Source organism: Mesorhizobium silamurunense (assembly GCF_014843825.1).
In the GTDB taxonomy this organism is placed as follows: Bacteria; Pseudomonadota; Alphaproteobacteria; order Rhizobiales; family Rhizobiaceae; genus Mesorhizobium; species Mesorhizobium silamurunense.
Genome location: NZ_JHQR01000160.1, coordinates 12,247 through 33,879 on the forward strand (window position 1 = coordinate 12,247; position 21,633 = coordinate 33,879).

Annotated in this window: 24 protein-coding genes and 1 tRNA gene; 21 read left to right on the forward strand and 4 right to left on the reverse strand. The window is 63.4% G+C overall.

The window, feature by feature from the left end; all coding sequences use genetic code 11:
- Positions 1-25: 25 nt before the first annotated feature.
- The 11 genes from DH10_RS18035 to DH10_RS18085 are packed head-to-tail and all read left to right on the forward strand — an operon-like array spanning position 26 to position 9,780.
- Positions 26-439: a CopG family transcriptional regulator gene (locus DH10_RS18035; protein WP_192385148.1), complete on the forward strand. Its 414-nt coding sequence runs from the start codon at positions 26-28 to the stop codon at positions 437-439.
- A complete protein-coding gene (gene trbB / locus DH10_RS18040) occupies positions 436-1,404 on the forward strand; it encodes a P-type conjugative transfer ATPase TrbB (RefSeq protein ID WP_192385149.1) in 969 nt (322 codons plus the stop codon). The genes DH10_RS18035 and trbB overlap by 4 nt, the downstream gene beginning before the upstream one ends.
- 11 nt (positions 1,405-1,415) lie before the next feature.
- A complete protein-coding gene (locus DH10_RS18045; RefSeq protein WP_192385150.1) occupies positions 1,416-1,724 on the forward strand; it encodes a TrbC/VirB2 family type IV secretion system protein in 309 nt (102 codons plus the stop codon).
- Complete coding sequence (locus tag DH10_RS18050; RefSeq protein ID WP_192385151.1) at positions 1,724-1,996, forward strand: VirB3 family type IV secretion system protein; 273 nt, start codon at positions 1,724-1,726, stop codon at positions 1,994-1,996. The genes DH10_RS18045 and DH10_RS18050 overlap by 1 nt, the downstream gene beginning before the upstream one ends.
- Positions 1,990-4,440: a conjugal transfer protein TrbE gene (trbE, locus tag DH10_RS18055; protein WP_192385152.1), complete on the forward strand. Its 2,451-nt coding sequence runs from the start codon at positions 1,990-1,992 to the stop codon at positions 4,438-4,440. The genes DH10_RS18050 and trbE overlap by 7 nt, the downstream gene beginning before the upstream one ends.
- Positions 4,437-5,162 (forward strand): P-type conjugative transfer protein TrbJ, encoded by a 726-nt coding sequence (gene trbJ / locus DH10_RS18060; RefSeq protein ID WP_192385153.1) that lies wholly within the window; start codon positions 4,437-4,439, stop codon positions 5,160-5,162. The genes trbE and trbJ overlap by 4 nt, the downstream gene beginning before the upstream one ends.
- Positions 5,163-5,195: 33 nt before the next feature.
- Positions 5,196-6,518 carry a P-type conjugative transfer protein TrbL gene (trbL, locus tag DH10_RS18065; RefSeq protein WP_192385154.1) on the forward strand — a complete coding sequence of 441 codons (1,323 nt, stop codon included), beginning with the start codon at positions 5,196-5,198 and terminating at the stop codon, positions 6,516-6,518.
- A complete protein-coding gene (gene trbF / locus DH10_RS18070; RefSeq protein ID WP_192385155.1) occupies positions 6,519-7,250 on the forward strand; it encodes a conjugal transfer protein TrbF in 732 nt (243 codons plus the stop codon). It begins immediately after the preceding gene.
- On the forward strand, positions 7,240-8,268 hold the full coding sequence (gene trbG / locus DH10_RS18075; RefSeq protein ID WP_192385156.1) for a P-type conjugative transfer protein TrbG: 1,029 nt from the start codon (positions 7,240-7,242) through the stop codon (positions 8,266-8,268). Before trbF ends, trbG begins: the two co-directional genes overlap by 11 nt.
- 11 nt (positions 8,269-8,279) lie before the next feature.
- The gene (locus DH10_RS18080; protein ID WP_192385157.1) at positions 8,280-9,494 is read left to right on the forward strand and encodes a TraB/TrbI/VirB10 family type IV secretion system protein; all 1,215 of its coding nucleotides are present in this window, start codon (positions 8,280-8,282) and stop codon (positions 9,492-9,494) included.
- A gap of 13 nt (positions 9,495-9,507) precedes the next feature.
- Positions 9,508-9,780, forward strand: coding sequence for a DUF2274 domain-containing protein (locus DH10_RS18085; protein WP_192385158.1), 273 nt, complete (start codon positions 9,508-9,510; stop codon positions 9,778-9,780).
- 425 nt (positions 9,781-10,205) lie between these two features.
- Here DH10_RS18085 and DH10_RS18090 read toward each other — a convergent pair whose 3' ends face one another.
- Both DH10_RS18090 and DH10_RS18095 read right to left on the reverse strand, forming a co-directional pair.
- The gene (locus DH10_RS18090; RefSeq protein WP_192385159.1) at positions 10,206-11,528 is read right to left on the reverse strand and encodes a site-specific integrase; all 1,323 of its coding nucleotides are present in this window, start codon (positions 11,526-11,528) and stop codon (positions 10,206-10,208) included.
- 114 nt (positions 11,529-11,642) lie between these two features.
- Positions 11,643-11,732, reverse strand: a tRNA-Ser gene (locus DH10_RS18095).
- Between the two features lie 414 nt (positions 11,733-12,146).
- Here DH10_RS18095 and DH10_RS18100 point away from each other — a divergent pair.
- The 4 genes from DH10_RS18100 (at position 12,147) to DH10_RS18115 (ending at position 15,002) form a co-directional block, all read left to right on the forward strand.
- Positions 12,147-12,848: a hypothetical protein gene (locus DH10_RS18100; RefSeq protein WP_192255552.1), complete on the forward strand. Its 702-nt coding sequence runs from the start codon at positions 12,147-12,149 to the stop codon at positions 12,846-12,848.
- Positions 12,849-12,940: 92 nt separating this feature from the next.
- The gene (locus tag DH10_RS18105; RefSeq protein WP_192255550.1) at positions 12,941-13,261 is read left to right on the forward strand and encodes a hypothetical protein; all 321 of its coding nucleotides are present in this window, start codon (positions 12,941-12,943) and stop codon (positions 13,259-13,261) included.
- Positions 13,262-13,464: 203 nt separating this feature from the next.
- Positions 13,465-14,454: a BMP family lipoprotein gene (locus tag DH10_RS18110; protein ID WP_192255548.1), complete on the forward strand. Its 990-nt coding sequence runs from the start codon at positions 13,465-13,467 to the stop codon at positions 14,452-14,454.
- Positions 14,455-14,522: 68 nt separating this feature from the next.
- Positions 14,523-15,002: a GNAT family N-acetyltransferase gene (locus tag DH10_RS18115; protein WP_192385160.1), complete on the forward strand. Its 480-nt coding sequence runs from the start codon at positions 14,523-14,525 to the stop codon at positions 15,000-15,002.
- Here DH10_RS18115 and DH10_RS18120 read toward each other — a convergent pair.
- Together DH10_RS18120 and DH10_RS18125 are read right to left on the reverse strand one after the other, a co-directional pair.
- Positions 14,981-15,388 carry a hypothetical protein gene (locus DH10_RS18120; protein ID WP_192255545.1) on the reverse strand — a complete coding sequence of 136 codons (408 nt, stop codon included), beginning with the start codon at positions 15,386-15,388 and terminating at the stop codon, positions 14,981-14,983. The two genes, DH10_RS18115 and DH10_RS18120, sit on opposite strands and share 22 nt — an antisense overlap.
- A 40-nt stretch (positions 15,389-15,428) precedes the next feature.
- Positions 15,429-15,638: a SlyX family protein gene (locus tag DH10_RS18125; RefSeq protein ID WP_192255543.1), complete on the reverse strand. Its 210-nt coding sequence runs from the start codon at positions 15,636-15,638 to the stop codon at positions 15,429-15,431.
- A gap of 166 nt (positions 15,639-15,804) precedes the next feature.
- Here DH10_RS18125 and DH10_RS18130 point away from each other — a divergent pair, with 166 nt between their 5' ends.
- From DH10_RS18130 to DH10_RS18155, 6 genes are all read left to right on the forward strand, one after another.
- Positions 15,805-17,337, forward strand: coding sequence for an ABC transporter ATP-binding protein (locus DH10_RS18130; protein WP_192255541.1), 1,533 nt, complete (start codon positions 15,805-15,807; stop codon positions 17,335-17,337).
- Positions 17,334-18,473 carry an ABC transporter permease gene (locus tag DH10_RS18135; protein WP_192255539.1) on the forward strand — a complete coding sequence of 380 codons (1,140 nt, stop codon included), beginning with the start codon at positions 17,334-17,336 and terminating at the stop codon, positions 18,471-18,473. Before DH10_RS18130 ends, DH10_RS18135 begins: the two co-directional genes overlap by 4 nt.
- Before the next feature lies 1 nt (position 18,474).
- Entirely contained in the window at positions 18,475-19,446 is a 972-nt protein-coding gene (locus DH10_RS18140) for an ABC transporter permease (RefSeq protein ID WP_192255537.1), read from the forward strand.
- A 73-nt stretch (positions 19,447-19,519) separates the two neighbouring features.
- Positions 19,520-19,912, forward strand: a complete 393-nt coding sequence (gene cdd, locus DH10_RS18145; RefSeq protein ID WP_192255535.1) for a cytidine deaminase — start codon at positions 19,520-19,522, stop codon at positions 19,910-19,912.
- The gene (locus DH10_RS18150) at positions 19,909-20,715 is read left to right on the forward strand and encodes a purine-nucleoside phosphorylase (RefSeq protein WP_192255533.1); all 807 of its coding nucleotides are present in this window, start codon (positions 19,909-19,911) and stop codon (positions 20,713-20,715) included. The genes cdd and DH10_RS18150 overlap by 4 nt, the downstream gene beginning before the upstream one ends.
- A partial coding sequence (locus DH10_RS18155; RefSeq protein WP_192385161.1) for a thymidine phosphorylase occupies positions 20,715-21,633 on the forward strand: 919 nt, incomplete at its 3' end. The genes DH10_RS18150 and DH10_RS18155, both read left to right, overlap by 1 nt.

Below are 21,633 nucleotides of genomic sequence, written 5' to 3' on the forward strand. Positions count from 1 at the left end.
GGCCCGGCCCCTCGGGACAAGCGTCATGAAGCCTCACCGCATTCGTCATCAATTTCTGCTCGAACCGCAATTGAGCGAGAAGCTGGACACCCTCAGCCGCGATCCAGCGACGACCAAATCCGCGATCGTGGCGAAGGCGGTCGAGGCCTTCATCGAGCGGCGTGGCAAGAACGACCTCGACCGGCGCTATGGCGTGAGGCTTGACCGTCTTTCCCGCGACCTCGCTCACATCAGGCGTGATGCCGAGATGATCCTGGAGAGCCTGGCGCTCTTCATCCGCTTTTCCATCACGCTTCATGCCCACACCCCGGTCCCGGACAAGGCAACGCAGGCGATCGCCCAGGAGCGTTTCGACAAATTCGTCGAGCAGGTTGGCCGCCAGATCGCTTCCGGGAAACGATCGCTTGGCCAGACCAATGGCGGGGGAGGGGAAGGATGAGCTCTCATCCGGAGGCCGACCATCGCCGCCGCGCCATGCTGCGAACCGCCATGGGCTCCGCCATCGCCGAGGCGCTAGCCGATCCATTGGTCATCGAGGTGATGGTCAATCCCGACGGCGCGCTACGGCTCGATCGGCTGGGAGAAGGTCGGGTCGATACCGGCGTGCACATGCACCCGTCCGAGGCGGAACGCATCATCCGTCTGGTCGCCTCCCATGTGCGCGCCGAGGCGCATGCCGACAACCCGATCGTCAGTGCCGAATTGCCATCGGGCGAGCGCTTCGAGGGGCTGCTGCCGCCGGTCGTGCTGGCGCCATGCTTTGCCATCCGAAAGCCGGCAGCAAAGCTCTACAGGCTGGCTAACTATGTCGCCGATCGCATCATGCTGCCGCTGCAGGCCGATGCGCTTAAGAAGGCAGTGCGCGAGCGGCGCAACATCCTGGTCGCCGGCGGCACATCGTCGGGCAAGACGACGCTTGCCAATGCGCTGCTGGCCGAAGTCGCCGAATGCGACGAGCGGGTGATCCTCATTGAGGACACGCGCGAACTGCAATGCGCGGCACAGGACTGCGTCGCCCTAAGAACCAGGCGGGGCTCGGTCACACTTGCCGATCTCGTACGCTCAACGCTCCGGCTCCGGCCCGACCGGATCATCGTCGGTGAGGTGAGGGGCGCGGAAGCGCTCGACATGCTCAAGGCATGGAACACCGGGCACCCAGGCGGCATCGCCACCGTGCACGCCAATTCGGCGCGGTCCGCACTCTACCGTATCGAGCAACTCGCCCAGGAAGCCGTCGTCACCGTTCCCCGACGCCTCATCGCCGAGGCGATCGATCTGATCGTCTTCATCGCCGGACGTGGATCCTCGCGCCGCATTGACGCAATTGGCGAGGTCACTGGTCTCGACGGCAGCGGCGACTACGCCGTCACCCCCCTCACGCTTCCCCAACTCCAGCAGCTCTGAAAGGTCACTTCATGCGCAAGAAGCTTCGCTTTCTTTCGTCCACCGCGTTGGCGTTTCTTATTACGGCCCCAGCTTACGCAGCGGGCTCCGGCATGCCGTGGGAACAGCCGCTGCAGCAGATCCTGGAATCGGTGCAGGGACCGGTCGCCAAGATCGTCGCGGTGATCATCATCATCACCACCGGCCTGACGCTCGCGTTCGGCGACACGGCAGGCGGTTTCCGCCGGCTTATCCAGATCGTATTCGGCCTGTCGATCGCCTTCGCGGCATCGAGCTTCTTCCTCTCCTTCTTCTCCTTCGGTGGCGGGGCGCTCGTCTGATGGTCGCGGGCGAGCAGCATATCGAGGGCTTCGAGGTTCCGGTTCACCGGGCACTAACCGAGCCGATCCTGCTGGGGGGCGCGCCACGAGCGGTGGCGATCCTCAACGGCACGGTGGCCGCGGCAATCGGGCTTGGCTTGCAGCAGTGGATTGCCGGACTCGTGCTTTGGATCGCCGGCCACACGCTGGCCGTCTTTGCCGCAAGACGCGATCCTGACTTCGCCGCCGTGCTTGTCCGTCACCTTCGCCTGAAGGGATGGCTAGCATGCTGAACCTTTCAGAATACCGCGGCAAAACCGACCGGCTTGCCGATCATCTGCCCTGGACCGCATTGGTCGCGCCCGGCATCGTGCTCAACAAGGACGGCAGCTTCCAACGGACGTTGCGATTCCGCGGCCCCGATCTCGAAAGTGCGACCGAAGCCGAACTCATTGGCATCTGTGCGCGGGCGAATAATGCGCTCAGACGCCTTGGCTCCGGCTGGGCGTTGTTCTTCGAGGCCGAGCGTGGCGAAGCGCTGGGCTATCCGCTCTCGCATTTTCCCGACGCGGCGTCATGGCTCGTCGACGAAGAACGACGAGCGGCCTTCGAGGGCAAGGTCGCGCATTTCGAAAGCCACTACCATCTGACCTTGCTGTTCATGCCGCCACCGGACGCCCAGGCCCGGGCGGAAAGCGCGCTCGTCGACTCACACCATTCGGAAGGCGAAAGAGACTGGCGCCAGGAGATGGCGCGGTTTCGCGATGAGACCGACCGTGTGCTGGATCTCCTGTCGGATTTCATGCCCGAAGTGCGCGCCCTCGATGATGCCGAGACGCTGACCTACCTGCACGGCACAATCTCGACCCGCCACCATCCGGTCGCCGTGCCTGAAACGCCAATGTATCTGGACGGCGTCCTGGTCGATGCTCCGCTTACCGGTGGCTTGGAGCCGATGCTGGGCGAACAGCATCTTCGCACACTCACCATCCTCGGCTGCCCGAATGTCACGCGGCCCGGAATCCTCGACGCACTCAACCATCAGGATTTCGCCTATCGCTGGATGACGCGCTTCATCCCGCTCGACAAGACCGAGGCCACGAAGACGCTGACCCGGTTGCGCCGGCAGTGGTTTGCCAAGCGCAAATCGGTCGTCGCCATCCTGCGCGAGGTTGTAAGCAACGAACCCGTTCCGCTCGTCGACAGCGACGCCGACAACAAGGCGCTCGACGCCGATGAAGCTCTTCAGGCATTGGGCGGCGATCATGTCGGCTTCGGCTATCTCACTACAGCGGTGACGGTAAGGGACGAGGATCGCCAAGCCGCCGCGGAGAAACTTCGCGCGGTCGAGCGCGTCATCAATGGGCTCGGCTTCACCACGATCCGTGAAAGCGTCAACGCGGTCGAGGCGTGGCTCGGGTCGCTGCCAGGCAATGTCTATGCCAACGTTCGCCAGCCGCTAATTCACACGCTCAACCTTGCCCATCTGATGCCGCTGTCGTCGGCGTGGGCCGGCCCGTCGGAGAACGAGCATCTCGCCAAGGTCTCGCTGCAAGGGGCCCCTCCGCTTCTCTTCGCCGAAACCAGCGGGTCGACACCGTTTCGGCTTTCCACCCATGTCGACGATGTCGGCCACATGCTGATCGTTGGACCGACCGGCGCCGGCAAGTCGGTGCTGCTTGCGCTGTTCGCTCTTCAGTTCCGACGCTACGCCGGCTCGCAGGTCTATGTCTTCGACAAGGGCAATTCAGCCCGCGCGGCAACACTCGCCATGGGTGGAGAGCACCACGCGCTCGGCGCGGACGGTTCGCTTTCCTTCCAGCCGCTGCGCAACATCAACGACCAGGCTACCCGCAGTTGGGCGGCCGAATGGATCGCCGGCCTCATCGCCCATGAGAACGTCACCGTCACCCCTGAGGTGAAGGAGGCAATCTGGTCGGCACTGAGCAGCCTTTCCACCGCGCCGGCGCAGGAACGCACGCTGACCGGCCTTTCGGTCCTGCTTCAGTCCAATGCGCTGAAGGCCGCATTGATGCCCTACACGCTCGAGGGCCCGTTCGGCCGGTTGCTCGACGCGGATGACGATCGGCTGGCCTTGTCCGATGTGCAGTGTTTCGAGACCGAGCAGCTGATGCACAGCCAAGGCGCCGTCCTGCCGGTGCTGACCTATCTGTTCCATCGCCTCGAAGAGCGGTTCGACGGGCGGCCGACGCTGCTGATGCTCGATGAGGCGTGGGTCTATCTCGACAACCCGCTCTTCGCCGCCCGCATCCGCGAATGGCTGAAGGTGCTGCGCAAGAAAAATGTGTCGGTCATCTTCGCCACGCAGTCGCTCACCGACATAGCTGACTCAACAATCGCGCCTGCAATCATCGAGAGCTGCCCACAGCGCATTTTCCTTCCCAATGATCGTGCCGTGGAACCGCAAGCGAGGGCGGCCTACGAGCGGTTCGGCCTGAACGAGCGCCAGATCGAAGTGATCGCCCGCGCCACGCCAAAGCGGCAATACTACCTGCAGTCGCGTCGCGGCAACCGTCTCTTCGAACTCGGCCTCGGCCCTATTACCCTCGCGTTCTGCGGCACCTCCGATCCGGCCACGCAGACCCTGATCGATACGATCCTGTCCGAGCAGGGGCAGGGCAGCTTTGCCTCCCAATTCCTGAGCGCGCGTGGCCTCGATTGGGCCGCCGCGTTTCTCCAGCAATTCCCTCAACCAAACATGGAGCAAACGTCATGATAGGACGCCGCCTTTTCACGAGCCTGGTTACAGTTTCCCTGATCGCCAAACCGATGGCCGACTACATTCAGCCGGCTTATGCGCTTATCGTGTTTGATCCATCCAACTATACGCAGAACGTGCTCTCGGCGGCACGCGCATTGGAGCAGATCAACAACCAGATCCAGTCACTTCAGAACCAGGCGACTATGTTGCAGAACATGGCGCGCAACCTTCAGAGCCTGGATTTCTCTTCTGTGGGTCAGCTCACCGGTGCGCTCCAACGGATCGATGGTCTAATGAACCAGGCGAGTGGCCTGAGCTTCGATCTCGATAAGCTTCAAGACCAGTGGCGCCAGCAGTATCCGGAAAGCTACGACACCACGATCAAGGTCAGCGACGTGGCGAGCGCCGCGCGCGGGCGTTGGCAGAGCGCCATGCAGGCGTTCCGCCAGACCATGGGGGTCCAGTCGCAGATCGTTGAGAGCGTCCGCGGCGACGGTGACCTGCTCGCCGATCTCGTTAATCGCAGCCAAGGTGCGGCCGGTGCGCTTGAGGCAAGCCAGGCCACCAATCAGCTTATCGCGCTTTCGACCAAGCAGCAGATGCAGATCCAGACGCTGCTCGCGACGCAGTTTCGGGCCGAGGCCGAGGATGCGGCGCGCAAGGCGCAGTCCGAGGAAGCTGCTCGCCAGACGACGAAACGCTTCCTGGGCACCGGCACGGCCTATTCCGGCAATTGATCATCAGCTCTTCACGACGAGGAAGGCGGCGGCATGAACGACCTTGGGGTAATCGATCGCTTCATGGAGACCTTCATCCGCTATATCGATAGCGGGTTCGGTCTGCTCTCCGGCGACGTCGCCTTCCTCACCACCACCCTGATCGGCATCGACATTACACTTGCTGGCCTGGCCTGGGCGCTTGGGGGCGAGCCCAACATTTTCGGCCGGCTCATCCGCAAAGTCCTCTATGTCGGCGTCTTCGCCTTCATCCTGAACAATTTCAAGAACCTCGCCGATATCATCTATCGGTCCTTTGCCGGCCTCGGCATCAACGCTTCCTCCGGCAATTTGTCGGCCGACAATCTCCTGCATCCAGGCCGCATCGCCGCCACCGGTTTCGAGGGCGCCTGGCCGCTGCTCGATCAGGCAAGCCAGCTCTTGGGCTTCCCCGAAATCTTCGGCAATGCGCTCACCATCTTCGTCCTGCTCGTGGCCTGGTTCCTGGTCATCATCGCCTTCTTCATTCTCTCGATCCAGCTCTTCATCACCATCCTGGAGTTCAAGCTCACCACGCTGGCAGGCTTTACCTTGGTTCCCTTCGCGCTCTGGAATCGGTCGGCGTTCTTGGCCGAGCGCGTGCTCGGCAACGTCATCTCGTCGGGCATCAAGGTTATGGTGCTCGCCGTCATTGTCGGCATCGGCTCCACGCTCTTCGGTGAGTTCGCTTCCGCGCTTCAAGGCAAGGAGCCGGATCTGGCCGCTGCTATGTCACAGGTGCTCGGCGCGCTGGCACTGCTTGGGCTTGGCATCTTCGGGCCTGGCATCGCCTCCGGCCTTGTGTCCGGCGCGCCGCAGCTTGGCGCTGGCGCCGCATTGGGCACCACTGCGGCCGCAGCCGGCGCATCTCTCGTTGCCGGAGGCACTGCGTTTGCCGGTGCGCGCATGGCAACCGGCGGCGGTCTCGCTGCAGTCCGTGCCGGCACAACCATGGGATCGGCTGCTTCCATGGCGTGGCAGTTGGGACGGGCAACCTCGCCTGACTCCGGCCTGTCCGGCGTCGCAGCTGGCGTGCAGGGCATGGCAGGTGCCGCCGGCGGTGCCGCGATCCGAGCAGCACGATCTCCCGCTGGCGGCTTCGGACGCAGCGCCTACGCCGGGCGGGAAGCCGCATGGACTGCTACGGGCGGTACGCCGACCGCGTCAATGGCTGGAAGCCCTGCGAATGCGAGCCCCAATGCCGCGCCGAGGTGGGCAAGGCGATTGCGTTCCGAACAGACCGCCCGTGCGCATCGTCACGCCGCCGTGCAGGCAGTGAGAGATGGCGAGAGGCCGGGCGGCAGCGCCAATCCCTCTCTCAACGACAAGGATGACTAAATGCTCTTCAAGCGACCCGTTCAACGTTACGGCAAGACCCCCGAGCCCGTCACGCCTTATCAAAAAGCCGCCCAGCTTTGGGACGAGCGCATCGGCTCATCTCGAGTACAGGCCCGCAACTGGCGGCTCATGGCCCTCGGCTGTCTGGCTTTGGCGACTGGACTCTCCGGCGGACTTGTATGGCAGTCGATGCAGAGCCGCGTCGTGCCTTACGTCGTTGAGGTCGACCGCTTCGGCGAGGCGCGCGCCGTTGCGCCGGCGATCCGGGACTACGAGCCCTCAGATGCCCAGATCGCATGGCACCTCGGTCGTTTCATCCAGAATGTTCGTTCGGTCTCCACCGATCCGGTTCTGGTACGACAGAACTGGCTGGCAGCCTACGATTTTGCCACCGACCGGGCGGCACTCTTCCTCAACGAGTACGCCAAGGCAAACGACCCCTTCGGCCACATCGGCATGCGCAGCGTGTCGGTTCAGGTGACCAGCGTGGTCAGAGCTTCCGACAACTCATTCCAGGTCAAATGGACCGAGCAGGTTTTTGAGCGCGGCAGCCTTGCCAGCACGGCTCGTTGGACCGCGATCCTCACCATCGTGATCCGCCCACCAAGCAATACAGACCAGCTGCGCAACAACCCGCTCGGCGTCTTCATCAACGCCATCGACTGGTCGCGCGAGCTCGACAGCGCTGCGTCGACATCCGTTTCCCCGAAGGAGCCAGCCAATGACAAATAGAGTCCCATCGTTCCGTGCCGCGCTAATCCTGTCGGCGTCAGCAGCCGTCCTCTCCGCCTGCGCGTCGAAGCCGGTGCCGCCGCCTGAGATTTCCTATGACGCTGCCGACTTCAAGCCGGCGGCAATAGAGAAGGCGCCGGAGAAGCCGGTTAAGATCGTCGAGGTGCCAAAGCCGCTGCCGTTGCCCGGCCAGTTGCAGCCTGATCCGAGCAACGTCGCCGAGGAGAAGCATTCCCCTGAAGAACGTGTGTCCGACGCTAACAAGGCGGCGACGCAGCAGCCCACCAAGCACGGCTACGTCAATGCGGTGCAGGTCTACCCCTTCACCGATGGTGCACTTTATCAGCTCTATGCCGCGCCGGAGCGCGTCACCGATATCGCTCTGCAACCGGGCGAGAAACTAACGGCCGTGTCCGCGGGCGACACGGTCCGCTGGGTCATAGGCGATACCGCTAGCGGCACCGGTGACAATCAGCGCACCCATGTTCTGGTAAAACCTTTCGCGCCCGGGCTTAGCACCAATCTTGTGATCACCACGGAAAGGCGGACATACCATCTGCAGCTTCAAAGTACCGAGAGGACCGCAATGGCGGCAATCTCCTGGACCTACAGCGAAGACCAGATCATCGCGCTACGTCAGCGTAACGTTCAGGCTGAGGCTGGTCTCCCAGCCGCTTCGAATGTGGCGCTCGAGAGCATTCGCTTTCGCTATTCGATCACCGGCGACACACCGCCCTGGAGGCCAACGCGCGCCTTCGATGACGGCAGCAAGGTCTACATCGAGTTTCCGCGTCGCATCGATCAAGGCGAGGCGCCGCCGCTCTTCATCGTCGGTGCTGACGGGAACAATCAGCTCGTCAATTACCGCATGCGCGGCAACTACTACATCGTCGATCGGCTCTTTGCCGCTGCCGAACTGCGCCTCGGCTCCAAGCAGCAGCAGGTGGTGCGCATCACCAGGACCGACGGCCGCCAACCACCCCGGCGGATGCCACTCTTTGCGCGTTTCGGCAGGTGAGGGGAGAGCTCATGACCGATACTTCTCGATCCGATGTGCCGCCGAAACTCGATCCCGAGCAACTGCAGTTACGGGCTTCTCCTCGCCGCGTGGTGCGGTTCAGGCGCGGCGTGATCATCGCTATCGCTGCGATCGGATCCGGCGCCGTATTTGGTGTCACCATGATCGCGCTTGAGGGACCCTCGCTGCATATCAAGGACCTGGCTGAAGATCGGTACAATACCGATCACAAGCCAACCGCCGAAGGACTTGATACGCTGCCCAAGGACTATTCTGAAATCAAGCCGAAGCCTCCCGTGCTTGGACCGCCATTGCCGGGCGACCTCGGCCGCCCCATCCTTGAACGCCAGCGACAGCTCGGCATCGCGCCAGGGCAGGAGGCATCTGCCGAGGAGCAGCGGCTCGCCCAGCAGGCGATTTCGGCGCGCGAATCGCAAGTCCTTTTCCGCATCGAAAATCGGCCCAGACAGACAGATGTCGCCGGCGGGGGCCAGGGTGCGCAGCGGCCGTTTGAGGTGCCGCCCCAATCCGATGCGACGAGCGCATCAGCCTCTGTCGCGCCGGCTGAAGGCGACCAGAACAATCAGCAGCGCAAACTCGATTTTATGAGCCAGCGGAGCACAGGCGGGATCTACAATCCACATGCGCTGCAGACGCCGGCTTCGCCCTATCAGCTGATGGCCGGCAGCGTGATCGCCGCAAGTCTGATCACCGGCATCAATTCCGATTTGCCAGGCCTTGTCGTCGCGCAGGTTACCGAGAATGTGCACGACACGGTCACCGGCAGCATATTGCTCATTCCGCAGGGCTCACGGCTGATCGGCACCTATGACAGCGTCGTCGCCTTTGGCCAAAAACGCGCGCTGCTGGTCTGGCAACGCGTTCTCCTGCCCGACGGCTCGTCAATCGAAATCGACAATCTGCCCGCGACAGACACTGCCGGGTATACAGGGCTGGAGGATAAGGTGGATTTCCACACCTGGCAGCTGATCAAAGGGGTCGCGTTGGCGACGTTGCTGGGCGTTGGTACCGAGTTGAGCTTTGGGGACAACGAAAGCGACTTGGTCAAAGCGATCCGACAATCCACTCAGCAAAACGTCAGCCAAGCCGGCCAACGCATCACCGAAAAGAACCTCAACATTCAGCCCACTATTACCGTGCGGCCCGGCTGGCCGCTGCGAGTGATCGTTCACAAGGACATCGTGCTCCGGCCATACGCGAGTTGAACAGGAGTAGGTCATGTCGAATCTGAAACTGGGAAAGCTTCCGGACCGTACGCCATCGAAGATTACTATCAGCGTCAGCGCTGAGCTGAACCAAGCGCTGAAGGACTATGCGGTCCTATACCGGCAGACCTATGGCGAATCGGAATCAGTTGCCGAGCTGATCCCCTACATGTTGGCGGAGTTCCTCGAAAGCGACCGAGCGTTCGCCAAGGCCAGAAAGGAAGGTGTACCCGCTGCAGGCACGTCGGAAAAATCGCGGCGCCAACCCGGTTCACATTCCGAATAGCCGAACGCCAAACTTGGTCTAACCGAACCATGGCACGTGCCGCCGAACTTCCCGGTTCTCCAACGTCGCTGGCGGAGCTCGAACGATTTCTGGCGGTCGCGGCCTATTTGGTCGTTCGTCATGGCGAAACTTACACGCCGACATTCGAGCGGCTCGAGCATGAGCTTGAAGAAGCGCGGCGGCGGCTTGGGATCCGAGCCCGAGCCCGGCACGTGCTAGCCGAACTGATCCAGAATGGGGGCCCCGCGGGAGCAAAAGCGATAGCCCAGCTGCGATACGCGCCCGTGCCCGAAACTTCCATCGAGAGCGGAATTGACGCCAACCCGCAATCGCAAAGTACGTGAAGCTGTCCGACATCGACAGATTTCAAGTCATTGACCTGCATCCGCACAACATAGGTAAAAATGGTGGTGGGCAGCGTGGTATCAGCCCCTTTCAGGAGGGACGAACGCGATCCTTTGCAGCCACTCGTGCTTCTGCGCCAGGGATGGTCCGGCGCCGTATTTCGGCCGGATCCATTTGTGGCCCATCAAGGAGGCGGTGACCTTCTCGGGCGCCTCAACTGCAGTTAGTCGATCCTCAAATGTGTGCCGCAGGCTATAGAGACTATGCTCCGATGTAGGCAGGAGTTTCTTGTTGGTGAGCACCTTATTGACGAGCGCCGAAAGCGAAGCTGCCTTGTCACGATAGCGCGGGAAGCCCTCCGGATGGAGTTTCATCGCTTCAAGCGCGCAGCCGACAAGGGGGATGTCGCGCGCTGAATGATCAGTCTTCAGGCGTCGCCCATTGGGGCGCACCTGCACGTGCGGGATGTCGTGATCGAGGTGAATTGTTTCCGTTGTGAGGTTTGCTGCTTCAGAGAGTCTGAGTCCGGTGTCGGCAATTAGATAGACAAGATGGCGCGCCTCATCGTTGAGCCCGGCCAGTGCGCCTTCGGCGAGGATCTTTCCTTGCACGAACTCCGCCGTAAACGCCGCGCGTTGAGCCGCGACGGCACCGGAAAGACGCAGTTGATGGAAAACCGGCTCCAGCTTGAGCTGACGCGTCAGGTCGACCACACGCAGCATCTTGGAGATGTGGCCGATATCCTTGTTGGCCGTAGCGATATCAAGGCCGCCTCCGACGACGCGCTTCTGCCACCACTCGCGGAAAGCGACCGCATCATCCCGTGTCAAGCGAGCGATCTCTTTGTCCCCGACGACGCCAATCAAGTTTGCAATCGCTCTTTTCTTCGGATTACGCCACTTCTTTACCTGGTTGGGCGACATGGCCAGCAGGGTCTGTTGCTCGATCGCCTCGAACTCCTTGATGAGACCGCTCAGGCGCAGTGCTGGCCGCTGCTCTCCACCCATCACCGCCGAAACGTCCTTTGCGTCCTCAACCGCATTCTTATCGAGAAGCAGCTTGATGCGAGCCATGAGTTCGTCGAGAGGGCCCGCCGCCAGTTCCTCATTGGTGCGATAAGCCACCCCGAACGATCGCGCCCGCTTCCTTGCAGCCTCGAAGCGGAGCGCCGCTTCCGCCGACTGGCCGTCGCCCAATCTGCGCCAATACGCCTCGAGCCCGGCGCCGAGGCTGCGCACCGCGTCCCGGGCCCGTACACCGCGCGGATCGTCGGCAACGGCGACCCCAGTGGAAATGCGCACCAGGCCGCGCCGATCATAGGCGGCGAATTCCTTCGGAACCCGCCGCACGAGATACCAGATGCCATCACGTTTGTGCGGCCTTGGCGCCGCAGATCGTCGCATTAGACAACTCTAATGTTACACAGTTTGTTACACAGAAAGAGATATGTTTCGATCTTGAGTGGTCAAGAGCCATAACGAACTTTTTGAAAACAAACGGTTTTTAGGTAAGTTAGCTGGCGGAGAGAGCGGGATTCGAACCCGCGTTACGGTTTCCCGTAAACACACTTTCCAGGCGTGCGCCTTCAACCACTCGGCCACCTCTCCGTCCTTGCATCTCGCGCTGGCCGGTTTCGCCGCGCGGGTTGGGGAGATGCAGCTCCCTCGGGAAGTCCTCGACGGACTATTTGGGGTGCCTTCAACCGGCGGGCAACCCTTTCCCAGCACCTCTAGCCGTCTAGCCAAAACAGGCGCGGGGCTCATCTAGTCGATCCTAAAGCGAATGCCAAGCCATAATGACTGTACAAAGGCTTTTGCCGTGGATGGCTGGAAGGCGCTTTCACCAGAGGGCGGCGTTCGAATGATGTGCACAGGCCGGGTCGCGCCGCTTGCCGCGCTTGACTTCGGTCCCGGCGGCCTGTCGACTGCCTGAAATGTTTGTTTTCTGTGCAGTTCCGGACGGAAAACCGCCACGCGCCTTTTCTGGAATTGCCTGGGCTTTGCGAGGGGCACTGTCCTGACATGGCATCGATCGACAAGGAACCCGCGGGCCGGCCGGACAGCGGGCTCTCCCTTATCCCGGTGGCGTGGCTGGTCATCGTCATGGGTCTATCGGCCTATGGCCTGATCTCGAGCTGGCGGCTGATCGGCGACTTCAACCTGCCGCAAAGCGTGTTCTTCCTGATCTATGGCGGTCTCGCCGGCAGCGTCGTCACGATCCTGTGGGGGCTTTACCTGCTCGGTCTTGCCTTCAACCGGTCGGCGCGTTTCCCGCGTCATTACACCATCTGGCAGGTCGTCATCATCCTGTGGCTCATCGTGCGCGAGGCCTATACGCTTCTGGTGCCAGACTTCGTCTTCTCGGCCGAAGCGCTAGGCTTCGCGACCGCCGAGATCGGCATCGGCCTGCTCTGCATCTATCTCCTGCGGCACGGCGCCGGCGCCGAGACCGTCTATGCCAATCCCGAGACCGAACGCCCGCCGCTCCTGGTCTCGCTCGTTGCCGCGCTGCTCGGCATCATCCTTGGCGGCGCCATCGGCGCCTGCGCCGGATTTTTCGCCGGGTCGCTGATCGCCGACGCCACCCATATGAGCTGCTTCGAAGGTGCCTGCGGGTTCTTCGCCGCCTTTATCGGCCTCGCAGGCCTGATCGTCGGCGCAATCGCCGGCGGAATCTTCGCCATCTGGCGGGTCAACCGGCGCAAACCGGCAAGAACAGTCTAACCTCAAAATCGCGTGTCGCGATTGCGTGGCAGTTGCGCACGCTCTATGTCGGTTGCGGGGCAGACGGGAGCTAATCCCGGGGAGAGCGTTGGATGTTGCGTTTCATCTTTCGGCTGGCGGCTATGGTTGCATTGTCGATTTCGGTCATCATGGCGGTGATCGACACCACGCGCTCTGTCGCGGCGTCGGCTCTCGTCATGACGCCGCTCAACACAAGCTGGCTGGCGGTATCGCCCGACACCCGCGCGGCCTTCGAGACCTATGTGCGCGCCAAGGCCAGCCCGCTGGTCTGGGACGGCGCCATCGCCTGGGTGCTCGACCAGCCAGGGTTCGCGGTGTTCGCTGTATTGGCGTTCCTGCTCTACGCCATCGGCTACCGGCGCCGCCGCCACGCATTCGCCCCGACCAACTGACGCAAACGTTTCGCGCCGCCCGAAACGGGCAGCCGCGCCGCTTTTTCCAACAGGTCAAAATTCCACGTGAATTTTGTTTCGGGCCGTGCCAGATTGGCCGCGAGCGGGAGGGGCAAACACTTCCTGCCTGACGTCGCAGGCCTGCCGGAGAACCGGGCAGGCAGGCGGTGCAAACGGAAAATAACCGACAGGGTGTGGATCACATGAAACGTATCGTTCTCGGCCTTCTGGCCGCAACTGCAATGGTTCTTCCGGCTTTCGCCGCGGATGTCCAGCCGGCCATCCTCTACGATCTCGGCGGCAAGTTCGACAAATCCTTCAACGAGGCCGCCTATCACGGCGCCGAGAAGTTCAAGGCCGAAACCGGCGTTGCCTATGTTGAATTCGAAGTCTCCAACGCCTCGCAGCGCGAGCAGGCGCTGCGCCGCTTCGCCGAGGACGGCCGCAACCCGATCGTGATGGCCGGCTTCGCCTGGGAGGATGCGCTGAAGAAGGTCGCGGCCGAATATACCGACCTCAACTTCGCCATCATCGACGATGCCGTCGACCTGCCCAATGTCCGCTCGCTGGTGTTCAAGGAGAATGAAGGCTCCTACCTCGTCGGCATCCTGGCGGCGATGGCGTCGAAGTCGAAGAAGGTCGGCTTCGTCGGCGGCATGGACATCCCGCTGATCCGCAAGTTCGAATGCGGCTATGTCGGCGGCGCCAAGTCGGCTGGCGCGACCGACGTTATCCAGAACATGACCGGCGACACGCCGGCCGCCTGGAACGACCCGGCCAAGGGCGGCGAGATCGCCAAGACGCAGATCGACCAGGGCGCCGATGTGGTCTATGCGGCCGCGGGCGGCACCGGCGTTGGTGTGCTGCAGGCTGCGGCGGATGCCGGCAAGCTCGGCATCGGCGTCGATTCCAACCAGAACGGCCTGCAGCCCGGCAAGGTGCTGACCTCGATGTTGAAGCGCGTCGACGTCGCCGTCTACAACGCCTTCATGGACGGCAAGAACGGCACGTTCAAGGGCGGCGTCGAGAATCTCGGCCTCAAGGAAGGCGGCGTCGACTATGCCATGGACGACAACAACAAGGCTCTGGTGACGGACGAGATGAAGGCCGCCGTCGAAAAGGCCAAGGCCGACATCATCGCCGGCAAGGTCCAGGTGCACGACTACACCGCGGACAACAATTGCCCGTATTGATCGGCAGTTGAACCAAGGTTTATCGACCGCCGGGCCTTCGCCCGGCGGTTTCTTTTTGGACGAGCATCATGCAAGCGATTGTCGAAGCCATGGCGGAAGGTGACGTCGAGGCCGTTGCAAGGCTGCGTCTGGCCGCCTTCTTCGAGGGTACCGGCCGGACGCTCGAAGAGGATATCACTGCGCTGCGCGGACTGATCGCCGGCGACGGCTTCGAGGCGGCCTTCGTCGCACGCCTCGGCGGCTCGCCCATCGGCAGCTGCCTGTTTGTCCGCAACGAGAACGATCCGGCGCATGATCTGACACCCTGGCTCGCCGGGCTTGTCGATAACAAATTTTACCGGGGTCGTGGTGTTGGTGCGGCTCTTTTGAGGGCTGTTGAGGCCCATGCGGCGTCCGTCGGCGTGAGTAGGCTCTATCTCTACACTTGGCAGGCGCGACGCTTCTACGAAACCCTCGGCTGGACCGCGGTCGAAGCCTTCAAGCAGGACGGCGAACCGATGGTGCTGATGGCGCGCGAGCTCGCGAGCTATAGCGTGCCGGCGAGATAGCCCAGCGCGAAGGCCGCCAACAGGGCAAGCGCGATGACGAAGCCGAGCCGGCCGCCAAGCGAATGCAGGCCGACGCCGTAGGGCTTGCGCTCGATCCTGTTGATCACGACGGGCGGCGGCTGCACCTCGCTCTCGTTCAATCCGGCAAGCCGCATCTGCGGCAGTTCGGCAAGGCGCTGCTGCACAAGCTTCCAGCGATCGTCCGAAGCCGCATTCGGCGGTCCTGCAGGGACCAGCGCACGCATGCGCTCGGCAAGCCGCAGCACCGCGTCGCGAAAGGCGGGATCGATCTGAAGGTCGCGCTCGGCGCGGGCGCGTTCCCGTTCGTCCATCAGGCCGAAGACATAGTTGCCGGCCCTTGCGATGCGGTCGCCCTCACTGGCCATGATCGTTCTCCCCCATGGCTCGCTCACCCTAATGCCCCGCTCACCAGTGCGGCGGCTTGGTCACCGGCGTATCGGGAGCAGTCTGCTCCTCCAAAGCCAGGAACCGGTCGGTGAGGGCGGCAAGCTTGCGTTCCATGCGTTCGATCACCTTCCACTGCTCGGCGATCTGGCCGGACAGCTCCTCGATCGTCTTTTCCTGCTCGGCGGCACGGATTTCCAGCGTCGTCAGCCGATTGTCAGGCATGGTCATTCAAAACCCGGGTTCTGTGAATGTGAAGCTCTCGGACACCTTCGAAATTGACAAGCGCGCGGGGATTTGTCGAGAGTGAATGGCGTTCCGGCCAATTGGCATGGGCGGGGCATCATGCTAGGCATTTTGACCAAGCGATAAAAAAATAACGAGTGGGACAGGCTGCATGGCGCAAGCCGCAATCGAGCTCATAGGCATTAACAAGAGTTTTGGCGCCGTGCGCGCCAACCGCGACATCAACCTGGAAGTCGCGCGCGGCACCATCCACGGCATCGTCGGCGAGAACGGCGCCGGCAAGTCGACGCTGATGTCGATCCTCTACGGCTTCTACCAGGCCGACAGCGGTGAGATCCGCGTCGGCGGCAAGCCGGTGTCGATCAACAGCTCGAACGACGCGATCGCGCTCGGCATCGGCATGGTGCACCAGCATTTCATGCTGGTCGACAATTTCACGGTGCTGGAGAACGTCATCCTCGGCGCCGAGAACGACGCGCTCCTGAAGAGCAGCATCGCCAAGGCGCGCTCCGAGCTCGAGCGGCTGGAGCGCGAATACGGCCTCGAGGTCGATCCCGACGCCATCATCGAGGAACTGCCCGTCGGCCTGCAGCAGCGCGTCGAAATCCTCAAGGCGCTCTATCGCGGCGCCGAGATCCTGATCCTCGACGAGCCGACGGGCGTCTTGACCCCGGCCGAGGCCGACCACCTGTTCCGCATCCTCAAGCAATTGAAGGAGCAGGGGAAAACGGTGGTGCTGATCACCCACAAGCTGCGCGAGATCATGGCCATCACCGACACGGTCTCGGTCATGCGCCAGGGAACCATGGTGGCCACCAGGGTGACCAAGGAAACCACGGTCGGCGAACTGGCCGAACTGATGGTCGGACGGCGCGTGCTCTTGCGGGTCGAGAAGGGCCAGTCGGAAGCCGGCGCGATAAAACTCTCGGTCAGGAACCTGACGGTCAAGGATTCACGCGGCGTCACCATGGTCGACGACGTCTCCTTCGACGTGCGCGGCGGCGAGATCGTCGGCATCGCCGGCGTGGCCGGCAACGGCCAGTCGGAGCTGCTCGAGGCGATCTCCGGCATCCGGCACGCCGTTTCGGGCGAGGTCATGCTGGAAGGCAAGCCGGTCGACCTCACCGGCAAGGCCGATCCCGGCGAATTGCGCGATCGCGGTCTCGCCCATGTGCCGGAGGACCGCCACCATGTCGGGCTGGTGCTCGCCTTCGAGGAGAACGAGAATTCGATCCTCGGCTATCACGACGACGAGCGCTACCTGAAGGGACCGTTCCTCAAAGTCGATGTCATCATGGCCGATGCGAGGGACAAGATCGAGAAATACGACATCCGTCCCGGCAATCCCCGGCTGAAGACGGCCAATTTCTCCGGCGGCAACCAGCAGAAGATCGTGCTGGCCAGGGAGATGGAGCAGGATCCCGGCGTGCTGATCGTCGGCCAGCCGACGCGCGGCGTCGATGTCGGCGCCATCGAATTCATCCACAAGCGGCTGATCGCCATGCGCGACCAGGGCAAGGCCGTGCTGGTGGTGTCGGTCGAGCTCGACGAGATCCGTTCACTCTCTGACCGCATCCTGGTGATGTTTGCCGGCCGCATCGTCGGCGAACGCGGGCCGGACGCGACCGAGGGCGAGCTTGGTCTCCTGATGGCCGGTGTCGAGCACCAGGAGGCCGCCGAATGAGCACGCCTTACGCAAAGCTGCCGGCCTGGGCCGACTACGGACTGATCCCGCTGATCAATCTCTCGGTGGCTTTCATCGTCGCCGGCTTCGTCGTCATGCTGGTCGGCGAAAATCCGTTCCGCGCCGCCGTCATCCTGGTCGAAGGCGCTTTCGGCAAGGGCACGGGCATCGCCTTCACGTTGTTCTATGCCACGACCTTCATCTTCACCGGGCTGTCGGTGGCGGTGGCCGCGCATTGCAGCCTGTTCAACATCGGCACCGAGGGCCAGGCCTATATCGGCGGCCTCGGCATCGCGCTCGTCTGCCTGAGCTTCGACAGCGTGCTGCCATGGTGGGCGATCTTTCCGATGGCGATCGTCGCCGCGGCGGCATTCGGCGCGCTGTGGGGTTTCATCCCCGCCTACCTGCAGGCCAAGCGCGGCTCGCACATCGTCATCACCACCATCATGTTCAACTTCATCGCCGCCTCGGTGATGGTCTATCTGCTGGTCGGTCCGCTGAAGCCGGCAGGATCGCAGGCGCCGCAGACGCGTAATTTCCTCGCCGGCGCGGAATTGCCGAAGCTCAACTGGATCATCGAATTGTTCGGCGCCAAGATCCGCTCGGCGCCGCTCAACATCTGCTTCCTGCTGGCGCTGGTGATGGCGTTCCTGGTCTGGCTGCTGATCTGGCGCACCAAGCTCGGCTACGAGATGCGCACCTATGGCCACAGCCCGAAGGCGGCGCGCTATGCCGGCATTTCGGAAACCCGCATCATCCTCACCGCGATGATGATCTCGGGCGCGCTGGCCGGCATGATGGCGCTCAACCCGGTGATGGGCGACCAGCACAACGTCGCGATCGACTTCGTCTCGGGCGCCGGTTATGTCGGCATCGCGGTCGCGCTGATGGGCAGGCTGCATCCGGTCGGCATCGTGCTGGCAGCGATCCTGTTCGGCATGCTCTACCAGGGCGGCGCCGAGCTTGCCTTCGAGATGCCGGCGATCAGCCGCGACATGATCGTCATCATTCAAGGGTTGGTCATCCTCTTCGCCGGAGCGCTGGAGCATATGTTCAGGCCCTATATCCAGGCGCTGTTCGCCTCGTTCAGCCCGAAATCGGTCGGCATGCAGGCGGTCAACGGGAAGGGGGCCTGAGATGGACGTCTTCAACGCGATCGTCCAGGTTCTGGATTCCACCATCCGCCTGTCGGTGCCGCTGCTGCTTGCCTGTCTCGCCGGCCTCTATTCCGAGCGGGCCGGCATCTTCGACATCGGTCTCGAAGGCAAGATGCTGGTGGGCGCTTTCGCCGGCGCCGCAGCAGCATCGGTCTTTCATTCCGCCCTCATCGGCCTCGGCATGGCCATCCTGATCTCGGTCGCCTTCGCCATGGTGCACGGCTTCGCCTCGATCACGCATCGCGGCAACCAGATCGTCTCCGGCGTCGCCATCAATTTCGTCGCCGCCGGCTCGACCATCATCCTCGGCCAGGCCTGGTTCCAGCAGGGCGGCCGCACGCCGGCGCTGCAGCCGGGCGAGCGGTTCGAGGCGATCGTCTGGCCTGGCGCCGAAGCCGTGCGCGACGTCCCGATCCTCGGGCCGATCTATGCCGAGCTGATCTCCGGCCACTCGATCCTGGTCTATTTCGCCTTCGCGATGGTGCCGTTCACCTGGTGGGTGCTGTTCCGCACCCGCTTCGGCCTCAGGATGCGCGCCGTGGGCGAAAACCCGGCTGCCGTCGACACCGCCGGCATCTCGGTCGCCTGGCTGCGCTACCGGGCGCTGATCTGCACCGGTATCCTCACCGGTGTCGCCGGCGCCTATCTCTCCATGGTGCAGAATGGCGGCTTCGTGAAGGACATGACCGCGGGCAAGGGCTATATCGCGCTTGCCGCGCTGATCTTCGCCAAATGGAAGCCGGTCAACGCCATGTTCGCCTGCCTGCTGTTCGGCTTCCTCGACGCGGCGGCGATCCGACTGCAAGGCTCGCCGCTGCCCCTCATAGGAAAGGTGCCGGTGCAGTTCATGCAGGCGCTGCCCTATGTGCTGACCGTCATCCTGCTCGCCGGCTTCATCGGCAAGGCGATCCCGCCACGCGCCGGTGGCGTGCCTTACGTCAAGGAACGCTGAGGCCTGGGTTGCACAACGGTTCGGCAGCTTCGGCAACCGGCTTTTGAACAGGATCGTGGAAGAGAAGAAGAAAATGTCGCATGATCTGTTCGAAGCGGCGAAGACGGCGATGGCCAAGGCCTATGCGCCCTATTCCAAGTTTCCGGTCGGCGCCGCGCTGCGCACCGAGGACGGGCGCGTCTTCACCGGCGCCAATATCGAGGTGGCGTCCTATCCCGAGGGCTGGTGCGCCGAGACCACCGCGCTCGGCCACTACATCATGGGCGGCGGCGGCAAGATCACCGAGATCGCGGTGATCGCCGAGCGCATGGCCAAATGCTCGCCCTGCGGCGGCTGCCGGCAGCGACTGGCGGAATTCTGCCGGCCGGAGACGAAGCTCTATCTCTGCGATAATACCGGCGTGGTCGAGACGGTCACCATGGGCGACATGCTGCCTTACGGCTTCAGGGGCGATATCTTGAAATGAAGGAAGCGCTGGATCATCTGGTCGAGAAACTGGACGGGCTGGCCCCGACCGCGGCGCTTGTTCTGGGCTCGGGCCTCGGCGGGCTGGTCGACCAGGTCGAGGACGCAAGGCGCGTTTCCTATGCCGAGCTGCCGGGCTTCCCGCGCAGCGGTGTTTCCGGCCATGCCGGCGAGGTCGTTGCCGGGCATTTCGCCGGCACGCCGGTGCTGATGCTTTCCGGCCGCGCCCATTACTACGAGCACGGCAACGCGGCCGCGATGCGCCCTGCGCTGGAGGTGCTTGCCGGCATCGGCATCTCGCATCTCATCCTCACCAACGCCGCCGGCTCGGTCGATCCCGAGATGGGACCGGGCTCGGTTATGATGATCACCGACCACATCAATTTTTCCGGCTCCAATCCGCTGATCGGCGAGCCGAGCGACCGCCGCTTCGTCGGCCTCACCGGGGCCTATGATGCCGGCCTGCGCAAGGCGATCGAGACGGCGGCGAAGGCAACCGGCACCGCGCTCCACCAAGGCGTTTACATGTGGTTCTCGGGGCCATGTTTCGAGACGCCGGCCGAGATCCGCATGGCGCGCGTCATGGGCGCCAACGCGGTCGGCATGTCGACCGTGCCGGAAGTCATCCTTGCCCGCTTTCTCGGCCTCAAGGTCGCCGCCTGCTCGGTCATCACCAACCTGGCGGCGGGCATGACCGGGGCGGAACTCTCGCACCAGGAAACCAAGGACATGGCGCCGGTCGGCGGCGCGCGGCTGGCGACGATCCTGCGGCGCGTCTTCGAGGAAGGCTTGTCGGAAAGCTGATGCTCCCCCAGGAAATCATCCGCCGCAAGCGCGACGGCCACAAGCTCTCGGCGCCCGAGATCGCGGCCTTCATCAAGGGGATAACGGCCGGCACGCTCTCGGAGGGCCAGATCGGCGCCTTCGCCATGGCCGTGTTCCTCAAAGGCATGAGCCGCGAGGAAGCGGTGGCGCTGACGCTCGCCATGCGCGATTCCGGCGATGTGCTCGACTGGTCCGATCTGCCGGGCCCGGTCACCGACAAGCATTCGACGGGCGGCGTCGGCGACAATGTCTCCCTGATGCTGGCGCCGATCGTCGCCGCCTGCGGCGCCTATGTGCCGATGATATCCGGACGCGGCCTTGGCCATACCGGCGGCACGCTCGACAAGATGGACGCCATCCCCGGCTATGCCAGCCAGCCGAATGTGGCGCGCTTGCGCAAGACGGTGCTCGAGACCGGCTGCGCCATCATCGGCCAGACCGCCGATCTGGCGCCGGCCGACCGCCGGCTCTACGCGATCCGCGACGTGACCGGCACAGTCGAGTCGGTGCCGCTGATCACGGCCTCGATCCTGTCGAAGAAGCTTGCGGCGGGCCTGGCCTCGCTGGTGCTCGACGTCAAGGTCGGCAACGGCGCCTTCATGGAGAAGTCGCGCGATGCGGTAGCACTTGCAAACAGCCTGGTCGAGGTCGCCAATGGCGCGGGCCTGAAGGCCTCGGCGCTGGTGACCGGCATGAACGAGCCGCTGGCCTCGGCCGCCGGCAATGCGGTGGAAGTGCGCAACGCCGTCGACTTCCTCGCCGGCCGGTTCCGCGATCGCCGGCTGGAGGACGTCACGCTTGCGCTCGCCGCCGAGATGCTGCAATCGGCGGGAATTGTCTCGTCCAACCAGGACGGGATCAGGCGCGCCGCCGAGACGCTGGCCGGCGGCCGCGCGG